We start from the raw sequence: 20,904 nt of genomic DNA, 5'->3' as shown, positions 1-20,904 counted from the left end.
CCGTAAGAACTCCGTCCGTAAGGCTTGCACTTCCGGCTACTTCCGGGCGTCCGATGTCTTTACTTGTCCATTCTCCGCTTCCGGCAGTACTGTTGACATGAATCTTTTTAACAGATGACTGTGTCTGGTTTCCGTCATTATCATAGCTCTTACAGTAATGCTATATGTTCCGTCAGTAAGTCCTTTATATTCGCATGTGTAAGGTGCCTCTGTCGATGTTCCGACAAGCTTGTCACCATTATAAAATTCTACTTTTGCGATATTTCCGCCGTTATTTGCCTTAGCTGTAGCAGTTACTTTTACTGTGTCACCCTCATTATACTGTGTGTTTTCCGCAACATCTGTTTCAACATCAGGGTTTGGTGCAATATAATCCGATTTTTCAACATTTTCAACAAGACCGTTAAAATATTCCTCAACATAAGCATATCCCGTTGACGGATTTATTTTCTTTGAATCTGCTGCATCATTAGGATTTAGTCCATGTGCCGTCTCCCATGTATCAGGAATACCATCCATATCAGTATCAAAATCCGCTGCTCTTGAAATTGTCTGTGCCGGATAACCTCCAACTTCATCTTCTGTATTGATATATCTGCCTGTGTCATTTCGTGTCTCTGCAACAACCCTTGCATCGATTGCGTCACGGTAAGGATATGTTGCACCTGCTTTTGTAAGCACAGATTCATAACAATCCTTTGCGTCAACTACAGTTGCACTTGCAAAACCTTCGGCTGTATATGGCTTATTTGCAACTTCTGTCTTATTTGCTCCCGATGTTGCACCTGACATCTTTTCCCCCTTGGAATTGTCTGCTGTTACGGCTGCATTTCCTTCCATATAATTGCCATTTACGTAGAAACCGCCCGGTTTTGTTGACTCACCCATATCTATAAGCTGGTTAAATACTGTTTCTCTTGTACCGATTCCGGCTTTGAGATAATTATTTATGTAATTGGTATACGCATATCCGCCGCCATAGCATGTATTATATCCCCAGTTATAAAGCACATTGTTGCTAATCTGCAATGTTGCTGTGCTTCCGCCGTCCTTTGTAGGGTCACCCATGCAGCCGCCGCCAACTCGCGGATTTCTTGATGTATGGTTAGCCATAAGGTTATTGCTGAATAACACATTATCACCGCCGAAAATACCGCCGTATCCGTGACGTCCCTTTGAGTGTCCGGAAACAGTAAGACTCTCGGAAATAATACACCACTGAACCGTACCGTCTTTACCTCTGTAAGTTGAAACCGTCTCATCTGTATTCCAACTGAATGAACAGTGGTCGATAATAAATGTTTTATTGTCCCTGCCCCAGAGTGCATCCATAGAATCACCGCCTGTATGTACATTGGCAGCACCCGGTCTGAATCTCATGTATCTTATGATAAGATTTTCCGAATTGCTTATATCCGTGTCATAACCTGACAGTGTAATTCCGTCTCCAGGAGCTGTCTGTCCCGCAAGTGTTATGTTCTTTCTGCCTGCAAATGTAAGCCTCTGTTTAAGTGCAATTGTACCGCCCACATTAAATACAATCATTGTACCGCCGTTATTCTTGGCTGCTTCCTCTATTCCATATCTTAATGAACCCTCTACAGGCTTATCATTTCTTCCGTAATCTTCAAGATTTGTTACGACATAAACGTCATATCCTCGTCCACCTGTTGCATATCTTCCACCGCCTTCTGCTCCCGCAAATGCAAGAAGTTTGTTATTTTCTGCTCCATATGCAAAAATCCCCGTCGGAAGTGACATTCCCGATGTTGCCATAAGAGCCGCCATCATTACCGCTGTTGCTCTTGTAGCTTTGGCTTTTCCTGACTTTGCACGTGATTTTTTCATTTTTCTCCGCTGCTCACGATTTTCAAATTCGTTACCCACTATTTTTACCTCCTGAAAATATTACCCTTGTGAATTGTTGTAAAAAGAGTGTAAAAACTTCCCTTAATTTACAAAATAATCATAATATTTTCACATTTTATTTTAAAGATACAATAGAATTTAATGTAAAAAGTACCCTTATATAATTCTTTTTTATAAAAGTGCTTTATAAAACCTTGCATTCAGACTGTTAATGGCTTATGATAAAAGAGCATGATACATTTTTTCATCTTGACAAATGTATCTTCACGCACAGAATCAGGGAGGTCTGCTTATGGACAATAGTGTAATTATCAACGGATTTATTCATCAGCTTTTTACAAAAAATGAAATCTTCACAGACGCAGAATGTCTTGATATTCTGCATACATATTTCAAGCTGCCGCTTTATACGATTGCAGCTTTCGCTCCCGATACCAAAAACAATAACTGCTCGTACCAGCACGACGTAATCTCCTTTATTCCCGAATATGCATCCGGCTGCCGTGATTGTTTCGTATGGTTTTACCGCACCGAAAATCACGAACTTCTGCTAATTTTTAATCACAATGAAAATTTTAATATTAAAAATTGTATCACCGGCATATACAATTATTTTTCAAAAAGATACAACTGCCGCACTCTGTGGGGAATAAGCCGCCCATGCGGAAATTTTTCGGAATTTATATTTGCAAAAAAAGAGGCACTTACATGCCTTTTTAATACAATGCAGGAAAAAGATTTATATATTATGCAGTATGACGATTACGTTTCATTCACCGAATCAGATTCATTTAAACATTACTATCCCGATACAGCTGCAAATCTGCTTATAAATGCAGTCAAATGCAACAATAATCCTTCTTTGGAATTTGTCATGCAGATTCTTTTTGATGAAAATGTAATAATCCGTTCTCTTGACACATCAGAAATGTTAAAACTGCACCACAGCATAACAGCAAGCCTTATGATACTTAATCCGACAAAAAACAATTTTCAGGATATTCTATTAAAATTCAGTCAGGATATGTCAGAACTGCAAAACAATCCAAAACAGTATTTTGCCCTTCTTACAGAGACATGCCGCCAAATAAGCCTTGCATTGAATTCTCACAGAATTTTGCGAAAAAAACTTCCTATTAATGAAGTTAAAATTTACATGGCGGAGAATTTCAGCAACCCGAATCTTAATCTCGCTTGTACCGCAAGACAGTTTGACGTTTCTGAAGGATACCTCTCATCATGTTTTAAGGAAGCGACAGGCATATGCTTTGCGGACCACCTTGAAAATATCCGCATTAAAAAGGCATGCGAACTTCTCGCCTCTTCCGATAAAACCATTGTCGAAATTGCGGAAAAAACAGGCTACAACAGCGTGTATTCTTTCAGGCGTGCTTTCAAACGTATGATGCACAAAAGCCCATCGGATTACAGGGGAAAATAAAATATAATTCAAATTCTATTTGATAATACTTCCCATTCTCTTCATTGTATGCCAACATCAATAATTTCCCGCCTTTATAGACCGAGCCATCAATATAGTAATGAATTTCTCCATCCCATCTGCCACTGTGATATTTTTCAATAACTATTGCAAAATTATATGTTGTTTAAGAAAATATTTTAATTTTAAAGATAAAAAATTCTTCATCCTGCAATGCTTTATATTCTATATTGTAATTATTCAGGATATTACTTACAATATATAAACCTAATCCATTACTATTTTCCTTATTTAAATCAAATTTAACATCAAATATTTTATCCATATCCGAAATTTTATTGTTACCGTATGAATTCTCTATATATAACCAATCATTAACTATCCCAATATTAATTACCCCATTTACATCAGTATATTTTACCGCATTACTAATCAAATTAGATAGAATAATCTTTAAAGCTGTTTTTCCTATATAAATATTCTCATCTAATATATAATTATTGACAGTTATTTTCTTTTGATTTGCTAATATTTCATACTTTTTTAATACGTCTTCTAATGTATCATTTATTTTCAAATATTCTTCATCATTATTCAAATTTTCTATAGAATGAACTGATAATATTTGAGAAATGTTTTTTGTTAAACTGTCAACGATTTCAATACATTCATTAATATAAATATCTCTTTGTTTATATTTTCCAATATTGTATTTCATGTTTTCCAGTATTATTTTAAGACTAGCAAGAGGAGTTTTAAGTTCATGGGATGCACCTTTAAAAAAGTCATATTTTAACTTTTCTAATTTTAAAATTTCTTTATTTTTAAATTCCAAATCGTCAATTGTTCTTAATAAAGTAGAATACAAATCATTAATTTGTTGTTTTAATTCTCCAACCTCATCATTAGAGCTAACTTTTAAACGCGTTTTTTTATCCAGTTTCATCATTTTATCAGTAACAATTTTTATTTCTTGTAAATTATTTTTTATTGATTTTGCATAAATTAAAGAAATAATAGCAGAAAATAAAATTGATATTAATAATGAATATGGTAAAAATTTAAGGCTTAAATTTTTCGCATCTTTTTGCATATCAGCTGTAGAAACAAATTGTAGATTTATTTTTTTTCCATCATCAAGCTTTATTTCTCTTTCTTCAATTATCAAAGAATTACTATCACTTTCTAAATTAACATTTATATTATCTTTGATTTGTATTTCATTCTTATTATTTTCTTCTTTTATAAATGCTTTTATTTCACTACTTTTAGAATATAGTTCCAACGTTTGTTCTATATATTTTATTTCTTTTCCATTCATATTACTAGAAATTTCATTTGCAATATTATGAATCTTTTCTTTTCTCGTCTCCAAATATGTTTTAGGAAAGATAAAAAAAACTAATGAATGAACTAATATAATTATTATTCCAAGAACAGAAAATATTTGTATGAACATTTTGGGAAATATCTTTAATTTTTTCATTTTCTCTCCAATTTATATCCTACATTTCTTACAGTAGTTATGCAGTCTAATTGTAATTTTTTTCTAAGTTCTTTTATATATACATCTATCACTCGATCATAAGGAGTTTCTTCACTATCTTTCCATACATAATCAATAATTTGCATTCTTGTTAACACTTGTCCATTATTATCCAATAAACATTTTAATACTTCTAGTTCTTTTGCATTTACATCTATTTCTTCACCATTTATTTTAGCTGTATAGCTATTAAAATTAACCGTTAGGTCCTTATATTCAAACTTCTCTAAATGTCCATAATTCTTCTTAATTAAAGAATCTATTCTAGCCTTTAAGACCGGCAATGAAAATGGCTTTTCTACATATCCATCTGCTAAATTAGAAAATGCATCAATTTTATATTCTTCATCACTAAATGCAGTCAAGATTAGAATTGGTAAATTGCTTTTCTTTCTAATTTCTTTCAACACTTCTAAACCATTTATAAAAGGTATCTGTATGTCTAAGATAACCAAATTTATATCGCTATTAAATTTTGTCAAGGCTTCTCTTCCATCTTTAGCTTGAATAACAGTATATCCAAATTCTGAAAGATATTCACTTATTCCCTCTCTTATCATATTATCATCTTCAACAGTTAATATTTTCATATATACCTCCACTTAAGCCTATACACTTATATTATACAGCATATTATTTGATATTTAAAAGCCAAAAAATTTTTGGTGCTAAAAAGCACCAAAAATTTTAATTATTGTCAATTAATAATTCTTTTGGATTCCTTCTTAATATATTGAATGAAGAAATAATCAATGATACAAGAAGTACTAAACTCATAAATATAACTACATAAATTATGAATTTAGGTAATACATTTATATCTAAACTTGATAATGTCTTGTTAAATCCTTCAGCTTCTGCCCCACCACCTAATTGGCTAGATGCAGATTGTCTGGCTATTTGTTTAGCTATATCACCAGTAACCTTATTCAATATATTATTTCCAAGCTTTTCAGCTGTATACCTAGCTAAGAAATAAGAGCCAACATATGCGGGGATTGATATAAATACCATCTCAATCAGGAATTGACCAAAAATTTCTAATTTTGATATACCTAATGATAGTAATACTGCTATTTCCTTCTTTCTGGCATTCATCCATAATAATAATAATAATGAAACTACAACTCCTGCAAATATTAATGAGCCAGCAAATAATTTATTTGAAATTGAGTAGATACCTGATATAGATTGTTGTAATGCAGGATAATTTGATGAACTTTTAATCAAATTATATTCTCTCCAATTTATATCTAATTTCTCAATCTCTTTTATTACACTATCAAGATTCTTATCACCTTTTACAAAGAATGTTGCATCCTGGTATACAGCTGTATCTTCTGTATTACCATAAACTTTAGCAGCTGTATGAACATCAGTGATTAATGTATTTTCGTATAGTTCTTGTGCTACACTTACTCCACCGCTATTATGCCCATCGAATAGACCTTTAATTTCTACTTCTACTGTTTCATTTGCACCTTTCTCATTATCAGCATCAAATAAATTAGATTTTATTTTTATCTTATCTCCAACTTTAAGATTATTTTTTTCAGCTAAATCTTTATGCATTAAGATTTTATTTTTATCTTCATTTTCTAAATGCTTTCCTTCTACTAATTTATATGCTCCTGATACAAATTTTGTTTCTTTTGATGAGTCGTTAACTCCGGTTAACATCACTGTTCTTTTAAAATTCTTCGCTCTTTTAGGCGATTGATTCGCAAGAGTCTCTTTAGTTTCAATAATATCATAATCAACTAAATCTGCAACACTGTTTATTCTTTTTACATAGGAGTCTATACTATCTGTTTGAGCTATCTTTTTAATATCTTCACCTTTTACATTTCCTCCACCTCTAGGTGTTCCTGGATTTACTTGTCTATTTATCTCCATAGAAAAACTATTTGTTATATTAGCAAATGTTTCTTTTGAGGCTCTGTCCGTAGCATCTTTAATAGATAAACTTATAAGACTTAAAGTTGACATAGCCAAAATAACTAACATAATAATTATTGATTTTAAGCTTTTTCTAGTTATATAAGCAAATGCATTTTTTATCATTATTCAACCTCCAAATTCATTTTATTTACTTTTTTTAACTTCTTACCACTTAGCTCTAAAATGATATCCGCAGAATCTGCTGCTTCCTTACTATGTGTTACAACTATTACACATTTATTCCTTTCTTTAGCTAATGTCTTTAATATATTAATTATTTCTCCGGCAGTAACACTATCCAGATTACCAGTAGGCTCATCAGCCAGTATTATTGGAGCATCTGATACCAATGCTCTGGCAATAGCTACTCTTTGCTGCTGTCCACCAGATAATTTCATAACATTTCTTTTTATTTGTTTTTTATCTAAGCCTAGTTCAAACAAGATACTTTCATCTGCTGATTTATTCACTAATCTAATATTTTCAATCGGCGATAAATAATCTATTAAATTATAGTTTTGAAATACTAAAGATATATTATTTTTTCTATGATTACTATATCCTTTCTTTTGTATATCTTCATTCTTAAACAATATTTGTCCTGTTTGAGGTTTATCGAGTCCAGCAAGTAAGGAAAGAAGTGTAGATTTTCCTGCTCCTGACTTTCCTACTATCGCATAAAACTTCCCAAGTTCAAATTTTTGATTTACTCCTGACAAAACTTTTTCTTTAGAATTTGCATAACTATATGCTACATTCTTTATTTCTAATATATCCATTATTTTCTCCTAACTTATTTTTGATAATATTTCTTTAGGTTTCTTGATTAATATTAATGAAGAAGCAAATACAACTGATAAAATAATAATACTTATTAATATTAAATAACTTTGTCCAAGTGTTGTTATATTTAATATAAAACTACTATTATTTATTAAACTTCCTCCGGAAATCATTGAGTCCTCTGAGTTAATGAATCCATCTACAATTACTTTTAGTAATACATTTCCTAAAAATAAGGAAGATATTATACTTGGTATCGATATGAATATTAACTCGAATATAAATTGCATTATAATATGTATCTTAGATGTTCCAATAGATAAAAATATACCTATTTCATAAATTCTTTCTCTTAACCATAGAATCAAGATTAATGAAAGAACAACCATCCCACCTAACATAATAGAATAAGTCATTATTTTTATTATGTGTTTTATTCCACTCACTGACTCCAAAGACTCTTCAAACGCATTAGAATCTTTTTCAACAAAATACTTTGACTCATCAATTTTAAGCTCTTTCAATTTGTTTAAGGCTAAGTCTGTAGATTCTGCACTACCAGAATACATTAAAATTTTATTTGCAATTTTATTATTTTCTGATTTATTTAATATCTCTTGGCTTGTTGAATAATCTACAAACACCATATTTTCGCTAAAATCAGAAGATAGCCCTGTATATGTTTCATGTTTTTTACCAGAAAAGATCCCTATAATTTTAAATTTATGACTTTTTATCTTTCCACTTTTTTCAATATCTAGTAATTCAAGATCAACTTCATCACCTAATTTTAGATTGTTTTGTTTAGCAAATTCTTCATGAACAATAATTGAATCCTTATCATTTTCTCCTATATTTTTACCTTCTTTAATTGTAAATACTCCACTACTAAATAAAATATTTCTTTTAGTATTATTTGTAGCTTCGAGTGAAACAACATTCTTAAATTCGTCAGATAAATCTTCTCTATTTATTCTTTGTTCTCCGCTAACTACTTTAGCATCTTTTAGCTTTGCTAATCCATCATATTGAATTATTTTTTCTTCAATTTCTTTTATTTTTTCAATATCTTTAAATTCATTAACATTAAAATAGTTACCATCTTTTTTTGTTATTGATATTGAAGAATTAGAACTTTCATATAAAGCCTTTTCTATTTCATCGCTTGATTTCATTATTGTTAAACAAGAATACAAGCAAGAAAGAACTATAGTTAATATGATAAAAATTATTAAAGTTCTATTTCTCTTTCTTGTAATATATGCTATAGCATTTTTTATCACTTTCCTAACTACTCCTCTCTATTTACTTACTCCATAACTAATTGCATCTACTGGACAAGCATTTTTACATAAATTATTCCTCCTTTATTTTTTACACAATAGCATTTTATAGCTACTTTCAATAACATTCTACACACCTTTTATGAAACGTTGATGAAATATAATTTTTTATTTTTCCAAACTATGGTATAATAATATAAACATTATGTTTAAAATTGTTCTTACACAATTAGTATATAAGCAAGCACAGTAAGTGTACGGACACTTACGAAAAAATTGATGAAGCAGCACTTCGGGATCTGCTTCTTTTTTTATTGCTGTAGATACTACATGTTTGTTTGTGATAACTACAGGAACATTCTTGAGATTTTCTATCCATGCGGTGTCCTCCTTGCAAAAAGATGATTTCTAATTACAAGGGCCGCTTTAGCTACATCTAGAAATAAATCAGTAGCTAAAGCGGCCGCATTTTTTGATTAACATGTCAATACTTTTCCATAAAAAAGTGTCTCAGACACTTCAACTCCCCTTCCCCTCACTCTTGAGGGGTTAGGGGTTTCTTTTTTTCTCATTTTCCCTCATAATAGTCTTATGAATATTTTGCAAAAGATTTTTAAAGACCATTTTGAGGAAATGATTTATATTCAACATCCTCGTGACTCTGTCATCGAAAATGTAGAAAAAATGATTAATTGTGGCGACCCTTCTTTTGGTGGTGCCATGTATACCTGCCCTTCCTGCGGTAATTTCAAATATGTTCCTTTCCGCTGTCATTCCCGTTTCTGTCCTACCTGCGGTAACATGTATGCCATTGACAGAACTACCTCTATGTCCTTTAAGATCATCAATGTCCAGCATCGCCACTGTGTCTTTACCATTGCCGGCAAACTCCGTCCTCTGTTTTTAAATGACCGCTCTCTTTTGAACTGTCTTTTCTCTGCTGTTAATAGTGTTGTTACACATATGTTCCATAAAGATAACAAAACCGAACTCTTTACTCCTGGCTTTATCTGTGTACTTCATACCTTTGGCAGGGATTTAAAGTGGAATCCACATATCCATTGTCTCATTTCTGAAGGGGGCATTGGAAATTCTCTTCACTGGCGTCACAAAAAACATTTCAACTATAGACTCTTACGTGATTCTTTTCAGACCGCTCTTTTGAACGAGTTACATTCCAAAATCGGCGACTCTTTCAAAAAACTAAAAGCTTCCATCTACCATGAGCATAAAAATGGTTTTTACGTTCGAGCTATGCCCAATAAATGCAACCCCTCTAACGTGATTAAGTACATTGGTCGTTATCTTGGCAGACCAGTCATTGCAACTTCTCGTATTGATTCTTACGACGGTGATTTTGTTACTTTTCATTACAATCGCCATGAAGACGAGAAATTGGTCATCGAAACCATCCCTGTTCTTGATTTCATGCCACGGCTTACTCAGCACATCCCGGAAAAACATTTTAAAATGATCCGTTATTATGGAATTTATGCCAGACATCGTAAATCTGACCAATCTCTTCACAGAGCAATCTCCAGGGAAAAGCACAAAATATTTCTTTCCTTTAATCGGTGGCGAGAATCTATCCTCCTCTCCTTTGGATATGATCCATTAAAATGCCCTTCCTGCGGTACAACCATGCTTTTCCTTGAGTTATATTTCAACCATAAACCTGTTCCTTTGCATCAATTATATGAAAGAGTGATGCGTAAGCACCGATGTCGTTCTCCTGCTTCTCCTTCTTCTCTTCCACAGTCTCCTGTTACATGGTACAATCAACGTATCTAATATGGAAATGGAGACGATCACTATGAAACGATTCACTGAGACAGAACTTGCAAAGGAACTTCGGCAACAATATATCAAAAATCCTCCGGAAGGCATGACTTCTGACGAAGTCCTCGACATGAGCGATGATGATCTTTTGGATATGGATTATTTCTTACACGAATTTGATGAGCTGGATGATGACGATTTCGGCGAAGAAGGTTTTTATATCTTCTAAACCTAAACCGTCTATTTCTCGTGCCCGCTTTTGTGCTGGCTATTTTCATTCAAAAGTTCGACGAAAGTAGAACTTTCCTATAAAGTAAAAAAATCCCACATCACACTATGTGTGATGCGAGATTTTCTTAACTTAATGCCATTGACCTATTATGGCTAAAGTGCTTGTAATCCTGTTATTAAATTATTTATGAGTCAGACAAACTGGAAGTTGTCTAACTGATTCTATAATGTCCTATGATATCATCACGATGTTCCAGTATATCCTCTTCATAATATATTTGATATGGATTTGCATGATGGATAACAAAACATATACCTTTTCGATTTCTCTTGTCAGATATAATGCCGATATGTTTTTTAAATACAACAATATCTCCACCTTGCCATTCTTCTATTTCATTTATATCTGTAGTAAGACTTATTGCATTATTATCGAAATATACTTTTAAGTTTTTAACTCTTCTAAAATCTATATTTTTATCAACGGCATCTATATCATATAATGCTTTATTGTTTTTTATATCCTCATTTACTAATACCATCAAATCATATCCTGCATCTTTTAAAGCAAAAGCTACTACATCAGTACAAACCCCATATTCATCATTTGGATAACCTGTGTTGTAATATTTGCTTTTATATTTTGGATTAGTTTTTATGTAATTATTTGCATTATTTAATATATCTGTTTGGTCATCTATACCATCATTGTCTTTATCAATATTGCTCTTGTAAGCTTCTATATTGAAATCTGCATTTGTGTATTTTTTATGTGGAATATAATTAAAACAATACAACACATATAAAGCAACAATTATTAGCACCGAAAAAACAATAAGCGTTATTCTCTTCTTCATACATTCTCCATTAAACAACTTCCGACTGTATAATCACTTAATTTAAGGGTTTCATTAGCTGTTATATTTTATTAATAAACTCCCCGCTAACCCTTATAAACACTAACTTTTCTGTAGGTGAGCTTTCCCTTAGGTATTCCCTTGTGTTATATCGTTTCACAAGGCTTTATGAACCCTCGTAAGGGAAAAAATAAGGGAAGCAAAATCGCATAACACATTATAGCATAATATGAACGGACTGTGTGAACTGCTTGAAATGCTTTTTGAATTTTACAGAAAAGAGGATTGGTTTAATGAACATAATATATGCAGATTACAACATTTATCATAACAGCATTGATATATTCACTTATGCCGGATATATTCTTCGGATTGATTGTGCAAAGGCAGAGGAAGGATTAAAGACAACACCTAATTCAGAGTGTGCCTTGAATGCTTTGGCAATAGACAATCCTGTGAAGTATGCTCGACTTTATCTTGACGGTACTATGCAGATGTGGATAGATGCGGAAGATTCGTTGGAACTATGGTAAATAATTCTTAAGTCAAAACAAGCACCAAATGACATTACAAGTCATTTGGTGCTTGTTTTATAGATTCCATAACAGCTATTTCTGCTTATTCGCATTGTGGTTCATTATATTGAATAAAAATAGCATAAAACACAACGTAATCGGAAACAGGAGTCCAATGCGCATGCCCACATGAATACTACCTCCAAACATGTCCGCAACCCTTCCTACAATGGCTGGACCTATGCTTCCTCCAAGATCACCTGCCATTGCTAAAAGTGCAAACATTGCAGTTCCTCCTGTTGGAAATGCCTTGGAAGAGATGCTGATTGTACCGGGCCACATGATTCCTACAGAAAACCCACATACAATACATCCAGCAAGTCCAATGATCGGATTTTCTGAAAATGACGCTAATAAATAACATACAAAACATAAGATACCGGAACCAATCATAAATCTGTTTAGTTTCATTTTATCACCGGCTTTTCCAAACAACACTCGTGAAATTCCCATCGTCACAGCAAACATACAAGGTCCGGCAATATCTCCCACTGCCTTTGAAAAGCCTAGGGCTGATTCTGCGTACGCAGATGCCCATTGTGCCATTGCAAGCTCCGATGCCCCGGAACAGACCATCATCACAATGGCAATCAGGAACATGGAATTTGAAAATAATTTTCTGATTCCCATTCCCTGTCCTTCCTCTACTAATGATTCAATCGGACAAGTTGCAAAATTAATAATATTGATAGCAGGAATTAATGCAAAAATAACAGCAAGCCATTTCCAGCTGCCAATTCCAAATAGCAGAAAGAAAACGGTCGAAACAAGTATAGTTCCAACTGCTCCCCAACAGTAAAAGGAATGCAGAAGGCTCATAGTAGCCTCCTTGTTCTCAAACGGACATGCTTCCACAATAGGACTTCCTAAAACCTCGATTAAGCCACTTCCAATCGCATACAAAATGACACTTATAATAATACCAATAAACGGAGATGGAATTATTTCTGGTAAAAATGCCAAACCTACAAGGCCTGCAGCCGAACATACTTCAGAAGCAACAATGCATACTCTATATCCAATTTTGTCCACGTACTTGGCACAAAACAAATCTACCAAAAGCTGTGTAAAGAAAAAGGATGTTGATATCATAGCAATGTTTCCAAGTGAAATATTGTAATCTGTATGAAATTTTAGAAATAGTAAAGGTGCAAAATTCGCAGCAACTGCCTGCGTAATAAATCCCAAATAACACGCCAATTTTGTCTTTTTATAATTCTTCATCATTTTTCCTCAACTCTCTTTGTTGTTATTCTTAGATAATGCTCATCTCCACACCAAACACTTCCCTCATAGAACGCACCTAAGTATCTTGGTTCACAATTCACTATAAATGACTTTTCAATAAGCATTAACATAAATTCATTTACCTGTTCCTCATTATCTAAAATGATAGAAATACATTCTTTTTCATCACATAAACCAAATTCAACCTGTGCATACATTTATCTTCTCCTTACGGCTAAATAGAACTATATAGCAATTTTGTTTATTTTTCACTATATAATATCGCAATTATGCTGTATAATATCGTAAAAACCACACGTCTGATGTTAAAATTGAAATTTTATAGATTATTATGGCTTTTGATTTTAAGAAAGAATTTAAAGAATTTTATATACCTAAGAATAAACCAGAGATTGTAAATGTACCTAACAAACGCAAAACCAACTATCATATCCATCTCATTTTTTCCGAGAGGGAACTGTTGCCGGAACCCATAGAAAAGATTGCGACACGTAATATGTTCTACAATGAACATGGAAAACATGTTCGCACTAAAAAAGAGATACTGGATGATAGTGGGAATATCCGCAAAGGTTGTAAGATAGTTAAAAAAGGAGAGGCCTATGAGCGTACCTTATTTACTGCCAAGAACAAGCTGATTAAGCAGGAAAATTTTCTGGATGAGGCAAAACTCTTCTATACTGACCTTATTAATCTTCTCATAGTAGTATCGACGCCAGGCATTGCGATTGTTCCAACTGTTGAAAATAAAGATGTTACAGAACCGCACAAACCGCAGATACCACCAAAAGCAACCTTTGAAGAAAGATTACGGATATATCAAAGAGAAGCTGACCAGCAGCATACACAAAGGAATTACCATAGCAGAGATAAAGGGGCGAGATAAGTCGCCCTTTTTTCGTCGGATAATTCATTTTTTTACGTTTCTATACTCTGTAGGAGTTAAGGAATACATTCTCTTAAATGTTTTACAGAAATAATCTGTATTACTGAATCCAGTTTCTATTGAAATGGCACTTACTTTTTTTTCTGTATTGGTAAGAAGTAATGCTGCCTTCCTTAACCTGTAGCATATCAGATAGTTGACAGGAGATGTATTCAGTACATTACGAAACAAATTCAAAGCAGTACTGATACTCACTTCCCCAACTTTGGCAATATCCAAAAGAGAAATGCTTTCAGGGTAATTCGAATGTATAAACTGCATCATCATTTGTAACCGTGCAAGTGAGGAAGAATTCACATTTTGCGTTTCTGGGTAACAAATAACATTTGTAGTTATGAGTGCCCATATCTTTTGTAATTGAACAGATATTTGTAGTTCATTTATTTCACCTCTGCTAAACTGTATAAGCTTTTGCATTTCAGACAAAATTTCTTTCTGCCATTCCTGTGAGGAAGAAAAAATGTAATAACCCAAAGATGAGTTCAGAAAGGGTAACACAAATTTCTGATAGATTAAACTTTCTTTCGGAGCAATCAGGGACGGAAGAAAGAGAAAATTTGGAATTACAGCGTCATTTTCGGAATGCATTTTATGAACAACTTTGGAATTAATAAATATTCCCTGTCCCTCGGACATGTCAAAATTATCTTCTCCTACATTAAAGTGAACTATACCGGATTCGATATATACAAATTCAAATTCGGTATGCCAATGCCAGTCAATACAGTTAAAATCATAATCGGTTATGTTTTCATCATAGAGTTTGTATGGAAAAAGATGAATCCCATGTAAAGCAGTTTCCATCAGTGTATCATCGGTTTTTATACTTACAAGCTTTTTCTTTTCTTTCTGCGACATGGCAGTCCCCTCCTGAACAATCTGTTTTCATTCACGTATAAAGACTCTTTCACATGCTTTGTTCGTCCTTTTCAAATATCAGAATCTTCTGCGTAACCTTTTTTGCAATCGGTAATAATGCCAAAAGTCTGTATGCAGATGAAAATAACTCCATGCCACGAAGAATATTATCATCTTTTATTTTATGATACCCTGTTGTCATATTCCCAAGGTCTTCAAAATGATCTGCACCGAAGACAAATTTTGAGCCTGTTTGCTGTATGGATTTTTCTATTCCTTCTTTCTTTACCCATGCCTTTGCCAGACATTCCATAATAATACAGGCATTATCAAAGTTGTCCTTTATTATTTTTAATATCTTACCGTTTTCTTCTGCTGTCAGATACATTGATAATCCTTCAATGATAAAAAGCATTTTCCCCCGCAATTTTACTTCTTTTGACCATGCAGGGTCAAGTGCAGAAATTCCTATCGTAGAAACACGTCCTGATTCCTCGAAAATCTGATTGCGGATTGCTATCGTTTCTGGCAGGTCCAGATTGTACCAGGTGATTTTACCATTATCCATGCGATAAAATCTCGTATCCAGACCACAGGCAATATTAACCACCGTACAATAAGGATTTTTCTCTATAAAATTCTTTACTAATTCATCAAAAACTACCGTTCTGGCAATTACTCCTTTCCCCATCGTAGAATCCCTAGCCGCTGTAGAAAAATCATAATCAATTTTGTCGACTAATTCTACCGCCTTTGCATCATAGAATTTATTATGTTTACTTTTGGAATATTGAGCTCTGGCATAAAAGCTCTGGAGCATTGTCTCAGCACTGCCACTGATAGTAGGTTTTATTCTTTCACTCATACATTTACCTTTTTTGCAATATAATTAGTCTTGGCTAACTCGATTGTAACACATTTTATGAAAATAAACAATTCAAATTGACATGTCTGTCCTCAATCATTTTGTCCGGTCTCAACTGAGCCAGATGCAACTGAACAAAACATAATTCCACACGAATCAAAATTGGTCTACTGGATCAATTGTTGATATGCAAGGCAAAAGAAAGACAGAAAGCTCATATTTACTCTCTGTCCCTTCTTACTGTTTTTCTTCTTAATTCAATATGATGTCACCTTTGGGACAGTCCCCATAAACTTCTTAAACTGGAAGTTATAAACATCTTTGCAAATATACCATATCTATTAACTGTACACCACACTCATAAATTGGGTGGTCATAATTGTCCGTAAAGAAATTCGGAATATTGTGCGAACGGACAAATCCGCATTTTTCATAAAACGGTACGGTCAACGGGCTGTCACCTGTTCCAACCTGCAAAATAGAATATTCATCTGCATATTTACTTGCAAGGAAGTCAATTAATGCTTTGCCATAGCCCTTTCCCTGATTTTCCGGATCAACTGCGATATTCTTGATTTCAAGTATTTCGTTACCTTCATCGGTGACAACACATTCAGCTTTTACATTACCATCTTCAAGTGCATACATAGTACCTTTTTCAAGATAGCGATCAATCATATTTTCCTGCTCATCAGCTAATAGCAATAAGGATATAAACTGCTTTTTATTCTCATTCACTTCTCGTATTTTCATATCCATTACTCCGTCAAATTGGAATTTATCGATTTCTTTTTCCGGTATTCTCTGTCCCACGGATTTCCTCATGATAGAAATAATCTACGATCACCGGATGCCCCTGCGGGACTCTGCCATAAGGCATTTCATTATCCACAAAGGCACAATCATACTTCTTAGCCATTTTCTCAGCTTTTACTTCAAGTGCTTCAAAGTAGCTGCGGTTATGCTTGTTATAGATCTCGTCGTAAAGTGGTACAAGATCAGGATATTGTCCGGCGATATAATCCATAATTGTCTTTTTGAAACCGCCTCGAAGATTGAGATTTTCGAGCCAGAACAGATCGCACTGATCCTTTACCCGCTCAAAGATCGCTTCAAAGTCCGTGATACCGGGAAATACCGGGGATACGAAACAGACTGTACGGATCCCTGCTTCATATACCTGCTTCATAGCAGCGATACGACGCTCAATGCTTGAGGCAGAGTCCATATCGTTCTTGAAATTTTCATCCAGCGTGTTAATCGACCATGAAACGGTCACTCGTCCAAGCTTTTTCAGCAGATCAATATCCCGTACCACAAGATCAGACTTTGTGCAGATCAGAATATCTGCGTCACTGCCGATCAGCTGCTCCAGAAGTTTTCTGGTATTCCCGAATTGCTCCTCCTGTGGATTGTAGCCATCTGTCACAGAACCGATGACCACCCGCTGTCCGGCATATTTCTTCGGATTTTTAATTTCCGGCCAATGCTTCACATCAAGGAAAGTGCCCCATTCCTCCTTGTGCCCGGTAAAGCGCTTCATAAAAGAAGCATAGCAATACTTGCAGGCATGTGTACAGCCCACATAGGGATTGACCGAGTAACCGCCTACCGGCAGACTAGACTTAGTCATGATGTTCTTTGTTTCCACCTCACGAATGAGGATTCCATTTATTACTTCTTCCATGATTTCTGTACCTCTAACACTTTATTAAATTCTTCCGGCATTTCCTGAATCATATTTTCATCCCCTATGATAGGGACAAGGTCTTCCTTCATAAACACCGGAATGCCGAGCTTATGTGCCTGGTCCGCCAGAGACCATGCCCATTCCGGCTCCGTATGAATCTTCCTGTTCTGAGCTCCGGTCATGGTGCCGACAACGATCCAATTGATTCCGGAAAGGTCAACTGTGCCGGGATCGTCGAATAACGGCTCAAAGGTAACATGGTAATGTTTTGCTCTGACGTTTTTCCGAAGGGCGTCGATACGCCACAGTTCTGCTTTCCTCGTCACCGTAACGCCAAACCATGCGTTTTCCAGATCGGTATCAAAATCCAGCAAATCAGGTCGCTTGGTAAGGAACAGGAACTGATGCTGCGGATTTTCACGGATCTTTGCAAGTACCTCGTCTCTCCATTCCGGCTTCCATCCGGAGAGATCGCTCATCCCGGTAAGAAGAAAGTTCTGCGGACGTTTCTTTTCCATCATCTTGAGCTTACCCGGAAAGAATTCAGGGTCAGCGAAGTCATCAATCATATGCCAGCGTTTCACGTTGTTGCGGGCATAGCAATATGTACACCCCACTGTGCAGCCGATGACAATATTCATGTTCTGAATCTGATCTTTGATACAAATACTCATGACTTCTGCCACTCCTCAAGATTCTTTCTGATGCGGTCGAGGCATTCCTCAAACCGGGTAATTTCTTCCTCCGAAAAACCTTTGTAGTAAATACTGCCCATCTCATCAGATACAGAATCGTACTCGCCCTTTAAGGCATGTGCTTTCTCAGTCAGAAACAGAAGTGTTTTCCTTTTGTCCGTTTTAGACTGAACACGGCTTATCAGCCCTTGATTTTCCATTCTTTCCAGCATCGTAGTAAGAGATGTTATCGCTAATCCGCATTTAGTCGAGAGTGACCTGATTGAGATACCATCCTCTTGCCACAGCACATAAAGAATACGTCCCTGGGCTCCATTAAACGCATCAATATTCTTTTCACTGAGAATCTTCTCAAAAATCCGGTCTCCAAGCTGTTTTATTTTGGTGACAAGAAATCCTCCATTCATTTCCATACAAAAGCTCCTATATAGTAATTTATTAAAAACATACTATATAGGAGCTTTATTGTCAAGAGTTTATATGTCTTAATAGGTAAATTCCGTTTTTTTCAATTCTCCAAACTTGAAGTTATTTACTTCTCTTCATACTTTTTAACGATAACTAAACTATAAACAGCCATAATTACAATTGTTTCCACCATCACACCAATAACCGACAACAGAACGTATGGTGTATTTTGACCTTCTAACAGCGGAATTCCTAATATAACAAAAATGATTCCATAGATTATAAACAATAGTCCGCTCGCACAATTGTAACCTTTCACATCTTTTACTTTTATTGTTTCGGTATTAGCCCAGAATCCAACGGGATTCTTAGAAAACATATCTTTTATTCCTAATCCAATTATAAACACTCCAAAAAGTGACCATATAACAAACCCAATCATATTGTTTCTCCTTACAAACCGCATTAAAACCATAATGAGACACATTCTTGTATTTCCCAAAATCGAGATTTACTAATTCTACAAATACCGATTTATCAAACACTTTTTATTTCTGCTGAATCATCTTAAAATACTTCAATGCCTCCACAATTGCACTCTCTTTATCTTCTGGACACTGTGGCTGCCTGCTATCTTCATTTTTAGGTAAATTAGGACTTGGAACAATTTCCAAGTCTATCGCGGCAGTCGTCGAATTGCCCTGCAAGCAGTCCATTCTCCTCGTTGCAACGCACAAATTCTTTCCAACCTCAATTCCGCATTTTCTCTTTACCTGTGAGATACACAGATTGGAAACCTTCATGACGGCATTATGTTCCGCCACATACTTCTTTATCTCATCATATGTTGCCTTAGTCTCTGCAGATGTTATATCCACATTATCAAGTTCAATCGTGACATCAATGTAATCATCCGGCTTTTATTTCAGTTGGGACAAAAGAACAACCGTCTCCACATGCGGTGAAAGTTTCTTCTTATACTAAATAGCGAAACCGTCACCTTTTGCGAAAAGGTATATACATACCAAACGGGGTAAAATTTACCCCGTCTAAATGCTATTTTGTCCTATATCAACTGACTAGTATAGCCAAGTTCAACCATTACTTTGAACGCTTCATTTACTTCCTCTGGTATATATTGTGGAATTTGATAGCCTCTTTTGGCATAAACATCTATTCTCTGGAAATCCCCAACAATTACATCTATTACTGTCTTTTCATCTAAACCCTGTTTAACTGAATTTGTTATATATTCATTAATTGTTAATTGTGGAGAAGTAATAATCGCATCAATATCTGGCCAGTACACTTTTAATGCAGCAAATATTCTTCTTTCCATAAAGGGCTGATGAACTCCTAAAATCTTCGTAACATTCATATTAAGGCTAGCAAGTTTTTCTTGTGTAAAAATAATATTCTCTGCTGTATTAGTAGATTGATTTTCGATTATTATATCCTCTCTTGGCACACCCTCACCTACCGCGATATCAGCAAATCGTTCTGCTTCACTTCGGGTCCAAAGATCATTCGTATTTCTTCCCAAGCCACCAGTAAAAAGAATTTTTGAGGAATATCCTTTTTTGTACAATTCAGCTGCTCTTAAAGCAATATCATCATTATAGTTACCAAATCCAATTATGCAATCAACATTACATAATTCCATATTCATATGCATATATTCCCATATTATTTTTAAATTATCATAAGCTAATCTTTCCATGATAAAAACCTCGTATTATATAGTAGTAGTTTTTAGAGACCCTCTCCAAGGTCTTAATAACTGTTAAATCATAGTCTCTTCTTTACCTCTTCTGTAGGTTCGACTATGATATATAAGATACTGTGGATTGGTTGTAATCACCTACCACCCGATGGTTTTAAGGAGGCTC

At 34.5% G+C, this 20,904-nt stretch carries 21 protein-coding genes and 2 pseudogenes; 5 read left to right on the top strand and 18 right to left on the bottom strand.

Translation table 11 applies throughout. The annotated features are described in order from the left end of the window. Positions 1-36: 36 nt before the first annotated feature. Entirely contained in the window at positions 37-1,887 is a 1,851-nt protein-coding gene (locus tag H8S01_RS14380; protein ID WP_186837521.1) for an Ig-like domain-containing protein, read from the bottom strand. Between the two features lie 274 nt (positions 1,888-2,161). On the opposite strand from H8S01_RS14380, the gene H8S01_RS13595 reads away from it, so the two are divergent. Next, on the top strand, positions 2,162-3,310 hold the full coding sequence (locus H8S01_RS13595; protein ID WP_186837520.1) for a helix-turn-helix transcriptional regulator: 1,149 nt from the start codon (positions 2,162-2,164) through the stop codon (positions 3,308-3,310). A 166-nt stretch (positions 3,311-3,476) separates the two neighbouring features. On the opposite strand, the gene H8S01_RS13590 is transcribed toward H8S01_RS13595, so the two are convergent. The 5 genes from H8S01_RS13590 to H8S01_RS13570 all read right to left on the bottom strand — a co-directional run bounded on the left by H8S01_RS13590 (position 3,477) and on the right by H8S01_RS13570 (position 8,863). Next, positions 3,477-4,796, bottom strand: a complete 1,320-nt coding sequence (locus H8S01_RS13590; RefSeq protein ID WP_186837519.1) for a sensor histidine kinase — start codon at positions 4,794-4,796, stop codon at positions 3,477-3,479. Then, the gene (locus tag H8S01_RS13585) at positions 4,793-5,446 is read right to left on the bottom strand and encodes a response regulator transcription factor (RefSeq protein ID WP_186837518.1); all 654 of its coding nucleotides are present in this window, start codon (positions 5,444-5,446) and stop codon (positions 4,793-4,795) included. Before H8S01_RS13585 ends, H8S01_RS13590 begins: the two co-directional genes overlap by 4 nt. Before the next feature lie 97 nt (positions 5,447-5,543). Next, on the bottom strand, positions 5,544-6,920 hold the full coding sequence (locus H8S01_RS13580; protein ID WP_186837517.1) for an ABC transporter permease: 1,377 nt from the start codon (positions 6,918-6,920) through the stop codon (positions 5,544-5,546). Continuing rightward, positions 6,920-7,576, bottom strand: coding sequence for an ABC transporter ATP-binding protein (locus tag H8S01_RS13575; protein WP_186837516.1), 657 nt, complete (start codon positions 7,574-7,576; stop codon positions 6,920-6,922). Before H8S01_RS13575 ends, H8S01_RS13580 begins: the two co-directional genes overlap by 1 nt. Positions 7,577-7,585: 9 nt before the next feature. Further along, positions 7,586-8,863, bottom strand: a complete 1,278-nt coding sequence (locus tag H8S01_RS13570; protein WP_186837515.1) for an ABC transporter permease — start codon at positions 8,861-8,863, stop codon at positions 7,586-7,588. A 591-nt stretch (positions 8,864-9,454) separates the two neighbouring features. Between H8S01_RS13570 and H8S01_RS13565 the strand changes: the two genes are divergently transcribed. Together H8S01_RS13565 and H8S01_RS13560 are read left to right on the top strand one after the other, a co-directional pair. Next, complete coding sequence (locus H8S01_RS13565; RefSeq protein WP_176935685.1) at positions 9,455-10,654, top strand: IS91 family transposase; 1,200 nt, start codon at positions 9,455-9,457, stop codon at positions 10,652-10,654. Positions 10,655-10,676: 22 nt separating this feature from the next. Further along, the gene (locus tag H8S01_RS13560; protein ID WP_021865186.1) at positions 10,677-10,871 is read left to right on the top strand and encodes a hypothetical protein; all 195 of its coding nucleotides are present in this window, start codon (positions 10,677-10,679) and stop codon (positions 10,869-10,871) included. Positions 10,872-11,085: 214 nt separating this feature from the next. On the opposite strand, the gene H8S01_RS13555 is transcribed toward H8S01_RS13560, so the two are convergent. Beyond that, positions 11,086-11,730, bottom strand: a complete 645-nt coding sequence (locus H8S01_RS13555; RefSeq protein WP_118337663.1) for a DUF1287 domain-containing protein — start codon at positions 11,728-11,730, stop codon at positions 11,086-11,088. Positions 11,731-12,023: 293 nt separating this feature from the next. Here H8S01_RS13555 and H8S01_RS13550 point away from each other — a divergent pair, with 293 nt between their 5' ends. Further along, entirely contained in the window at positions 12,024-12,263 is a 240-nt protein-coding gene (locus H8S01_RS13550; RefSeq protein ID WP_186837514.1) for a DUF6061 family protein, read from the top strand. 75 nt (positions 12,264-12,338) lie between these two features. Here H8S01_RS13550 and H8S01_RS13545 read toward each other — a convergent pair whose 3' ends face one another. Together H8S01_RS13545 and H8S01_RS13540 are read right to left on the bottom strand one after the other, a co-directional pair. Further along, a complete protein-coding gene (locus H8S01_RS13545; RefSeq protein WP_186837513.1) occupies positions 12,339-13,529 on the bottom strand; it encodes an MFS transporter in 1,191 nt (396 codons plus the stop codon). Beyond that, positions 13,529-13,750, bottom strand: a complete 222-nt coding sequence (locus H8S01_RS13540; protein ID WP_117963126.1) for a hypothetical protein — start codon at positions 13,748-13,750, stop codon at positions 13,529-13,531. Before H8S01_RS13540 ends, H8S01_RS13545 begins: the two co-directional genes overlap by 1 nt. Before the next feature lie 209 nt (positions 13,751-13,959). Here H8S01_RS13540 and H8S01_RS14505 point away from each other — a divergent pair. Further along, positions 13,960-14,247: pseudogene (locus tag H8S01_RS14505) on the top strand (MobA/MobL family protein); the annotation flags it as partial. Positions 14,248-14,463: 216 nt separating this feature from the next. Here H8S01_RS14505 and H8S01_RS13525 read toward each other — a convergent pair. From H8S01_RS13525 to H8S01_RS13485, 9 genes and pseudogenes are all read right to left on the bottom strand, one after another. Beyond that, the gene (locus H8S01_RS13525) at positions 14,464-15,357 is read right to left on the bottom strand and encodes an AraC family transcriptional regulator (protein WP_186837512.1); all 894 of its coding nucleotides are present in this window, start codon (positions 15,355-15,357) and stop codon (positions 14,464-14,466) included. A gap of 49 nt (positions 15,358-15,406) precedes the next feature. Beyond that, positions 15,407-16,222: a class I SAM-dependent methyltransferase gene (locus H8S01_RS13520; RefSeq protein WP_186837511.1), complete on the bottom strand. Its 816-nt coding sequence runs from the start codon at positions 16,220-16,222 to the stop codon at positions 15,407-15,409. A gap of 309 nt (positions 16,223-16,531) precedes the next feature. Continuing rightward, a complete protein-coding gene (locus H8S01_RS13515) occupies positions 16,532-16,975 on the bottom strand; it encodes a GNAT family N-acetyltransferase (protein WP_118148958.1) in 444 nt (147 codons plus the stop codon). A 25-nt stretch (positions 16,976-17,000) separates the two neighbouring features. After that, positions 17,001-17,909, bottom strand: a complete 909-nt coding sequence (locus H8S01_RS13510; protein ID WP_186837510.1) for a radical SAM mobile pair protein B — start codon at positions 17,907-17,909, stop codon at positions 17,001-17,003. Then, a complete protein-coding gene (locus H8S01_RS13505) occupies positions 17,897-18,586 on the bottom strand; it encodes a radical SAM mobile pair protein A (RefSeq protein WP_186837509.1) in 690 nt (229 codons plus the stop codon). Before H8S01_RS13505 ends, H8S01_RS13510 begins: the two co-directional genes overlap by 13 nt. Then, positions 18,583-19,020, bottom strand: a complete 438-nt coding sequence (locus H8S01_RS13500; RefSeq protein ID WP_015567822.1) for a radical SAM mobile pair system MarR family transcriptional regulator — start codon at positions 19,018-19,020, stop codon at positions 18,583-18,585. The genes H8S01_RS13505 and H8S01_RS13500 overlap by 4 nt, the downstream gene beginning before the upstream one ends. A 119-nt stretch (positions 19,021-19,139) precedes the next feature. Next, the gene (locus H8S01_RS13495) at positions 19,140-19,457 is read right to left on the bottom strand and encodes a hypothetical protein (protein WP_243204417.1); all 318 of its coding nucleotides are present in this window, start codon (positions 19,455-19,457) and stop codon (positions 19,140-19,142) included. Positions 19,458-19,751: 294 nt separating this feature from the next. Further along, positions 19,752-19,974, bottom strand: a pseudogene (locus H8S01_RS14550) (23S rRNA (uracil-5-)-methyltransferase RumA); the annotation flags it as partial. 107 nt (positions 19,975-20,081) lie between these two features. Further along, positions 20,082-20,735 carry a YdcF family protein gene (locus tag H8S01_RS13485; protein WP_186837507.1) on the bottom strand — a complete coding sequence of 218 codons (654 nt, stop codon included), beginning with the start codon at positions 20,733-20,735 and terminating at the stop codon, positions 20,082-20,084. Between the last annotated feature and the right edge of the window lie 169 nt (positions 20,736-20,904).

It is taken from the genome of Lachnospira hominis (ex Liu et al. 2021) (genome assembly GCF_014287955.1).
In the GTDB taxonomy this organism is placed as follows: Bacteria; Bacillota; Clostridia; order Lachnospirales; family Lachnospiraceae; genus Lachnospira; species Lachnospira hominis.
The sequence above is the reverse complement of the archived record's forward strand: the minus strand, read 5'-3'. Positions and strand labels throughout refer to the sequence as shown.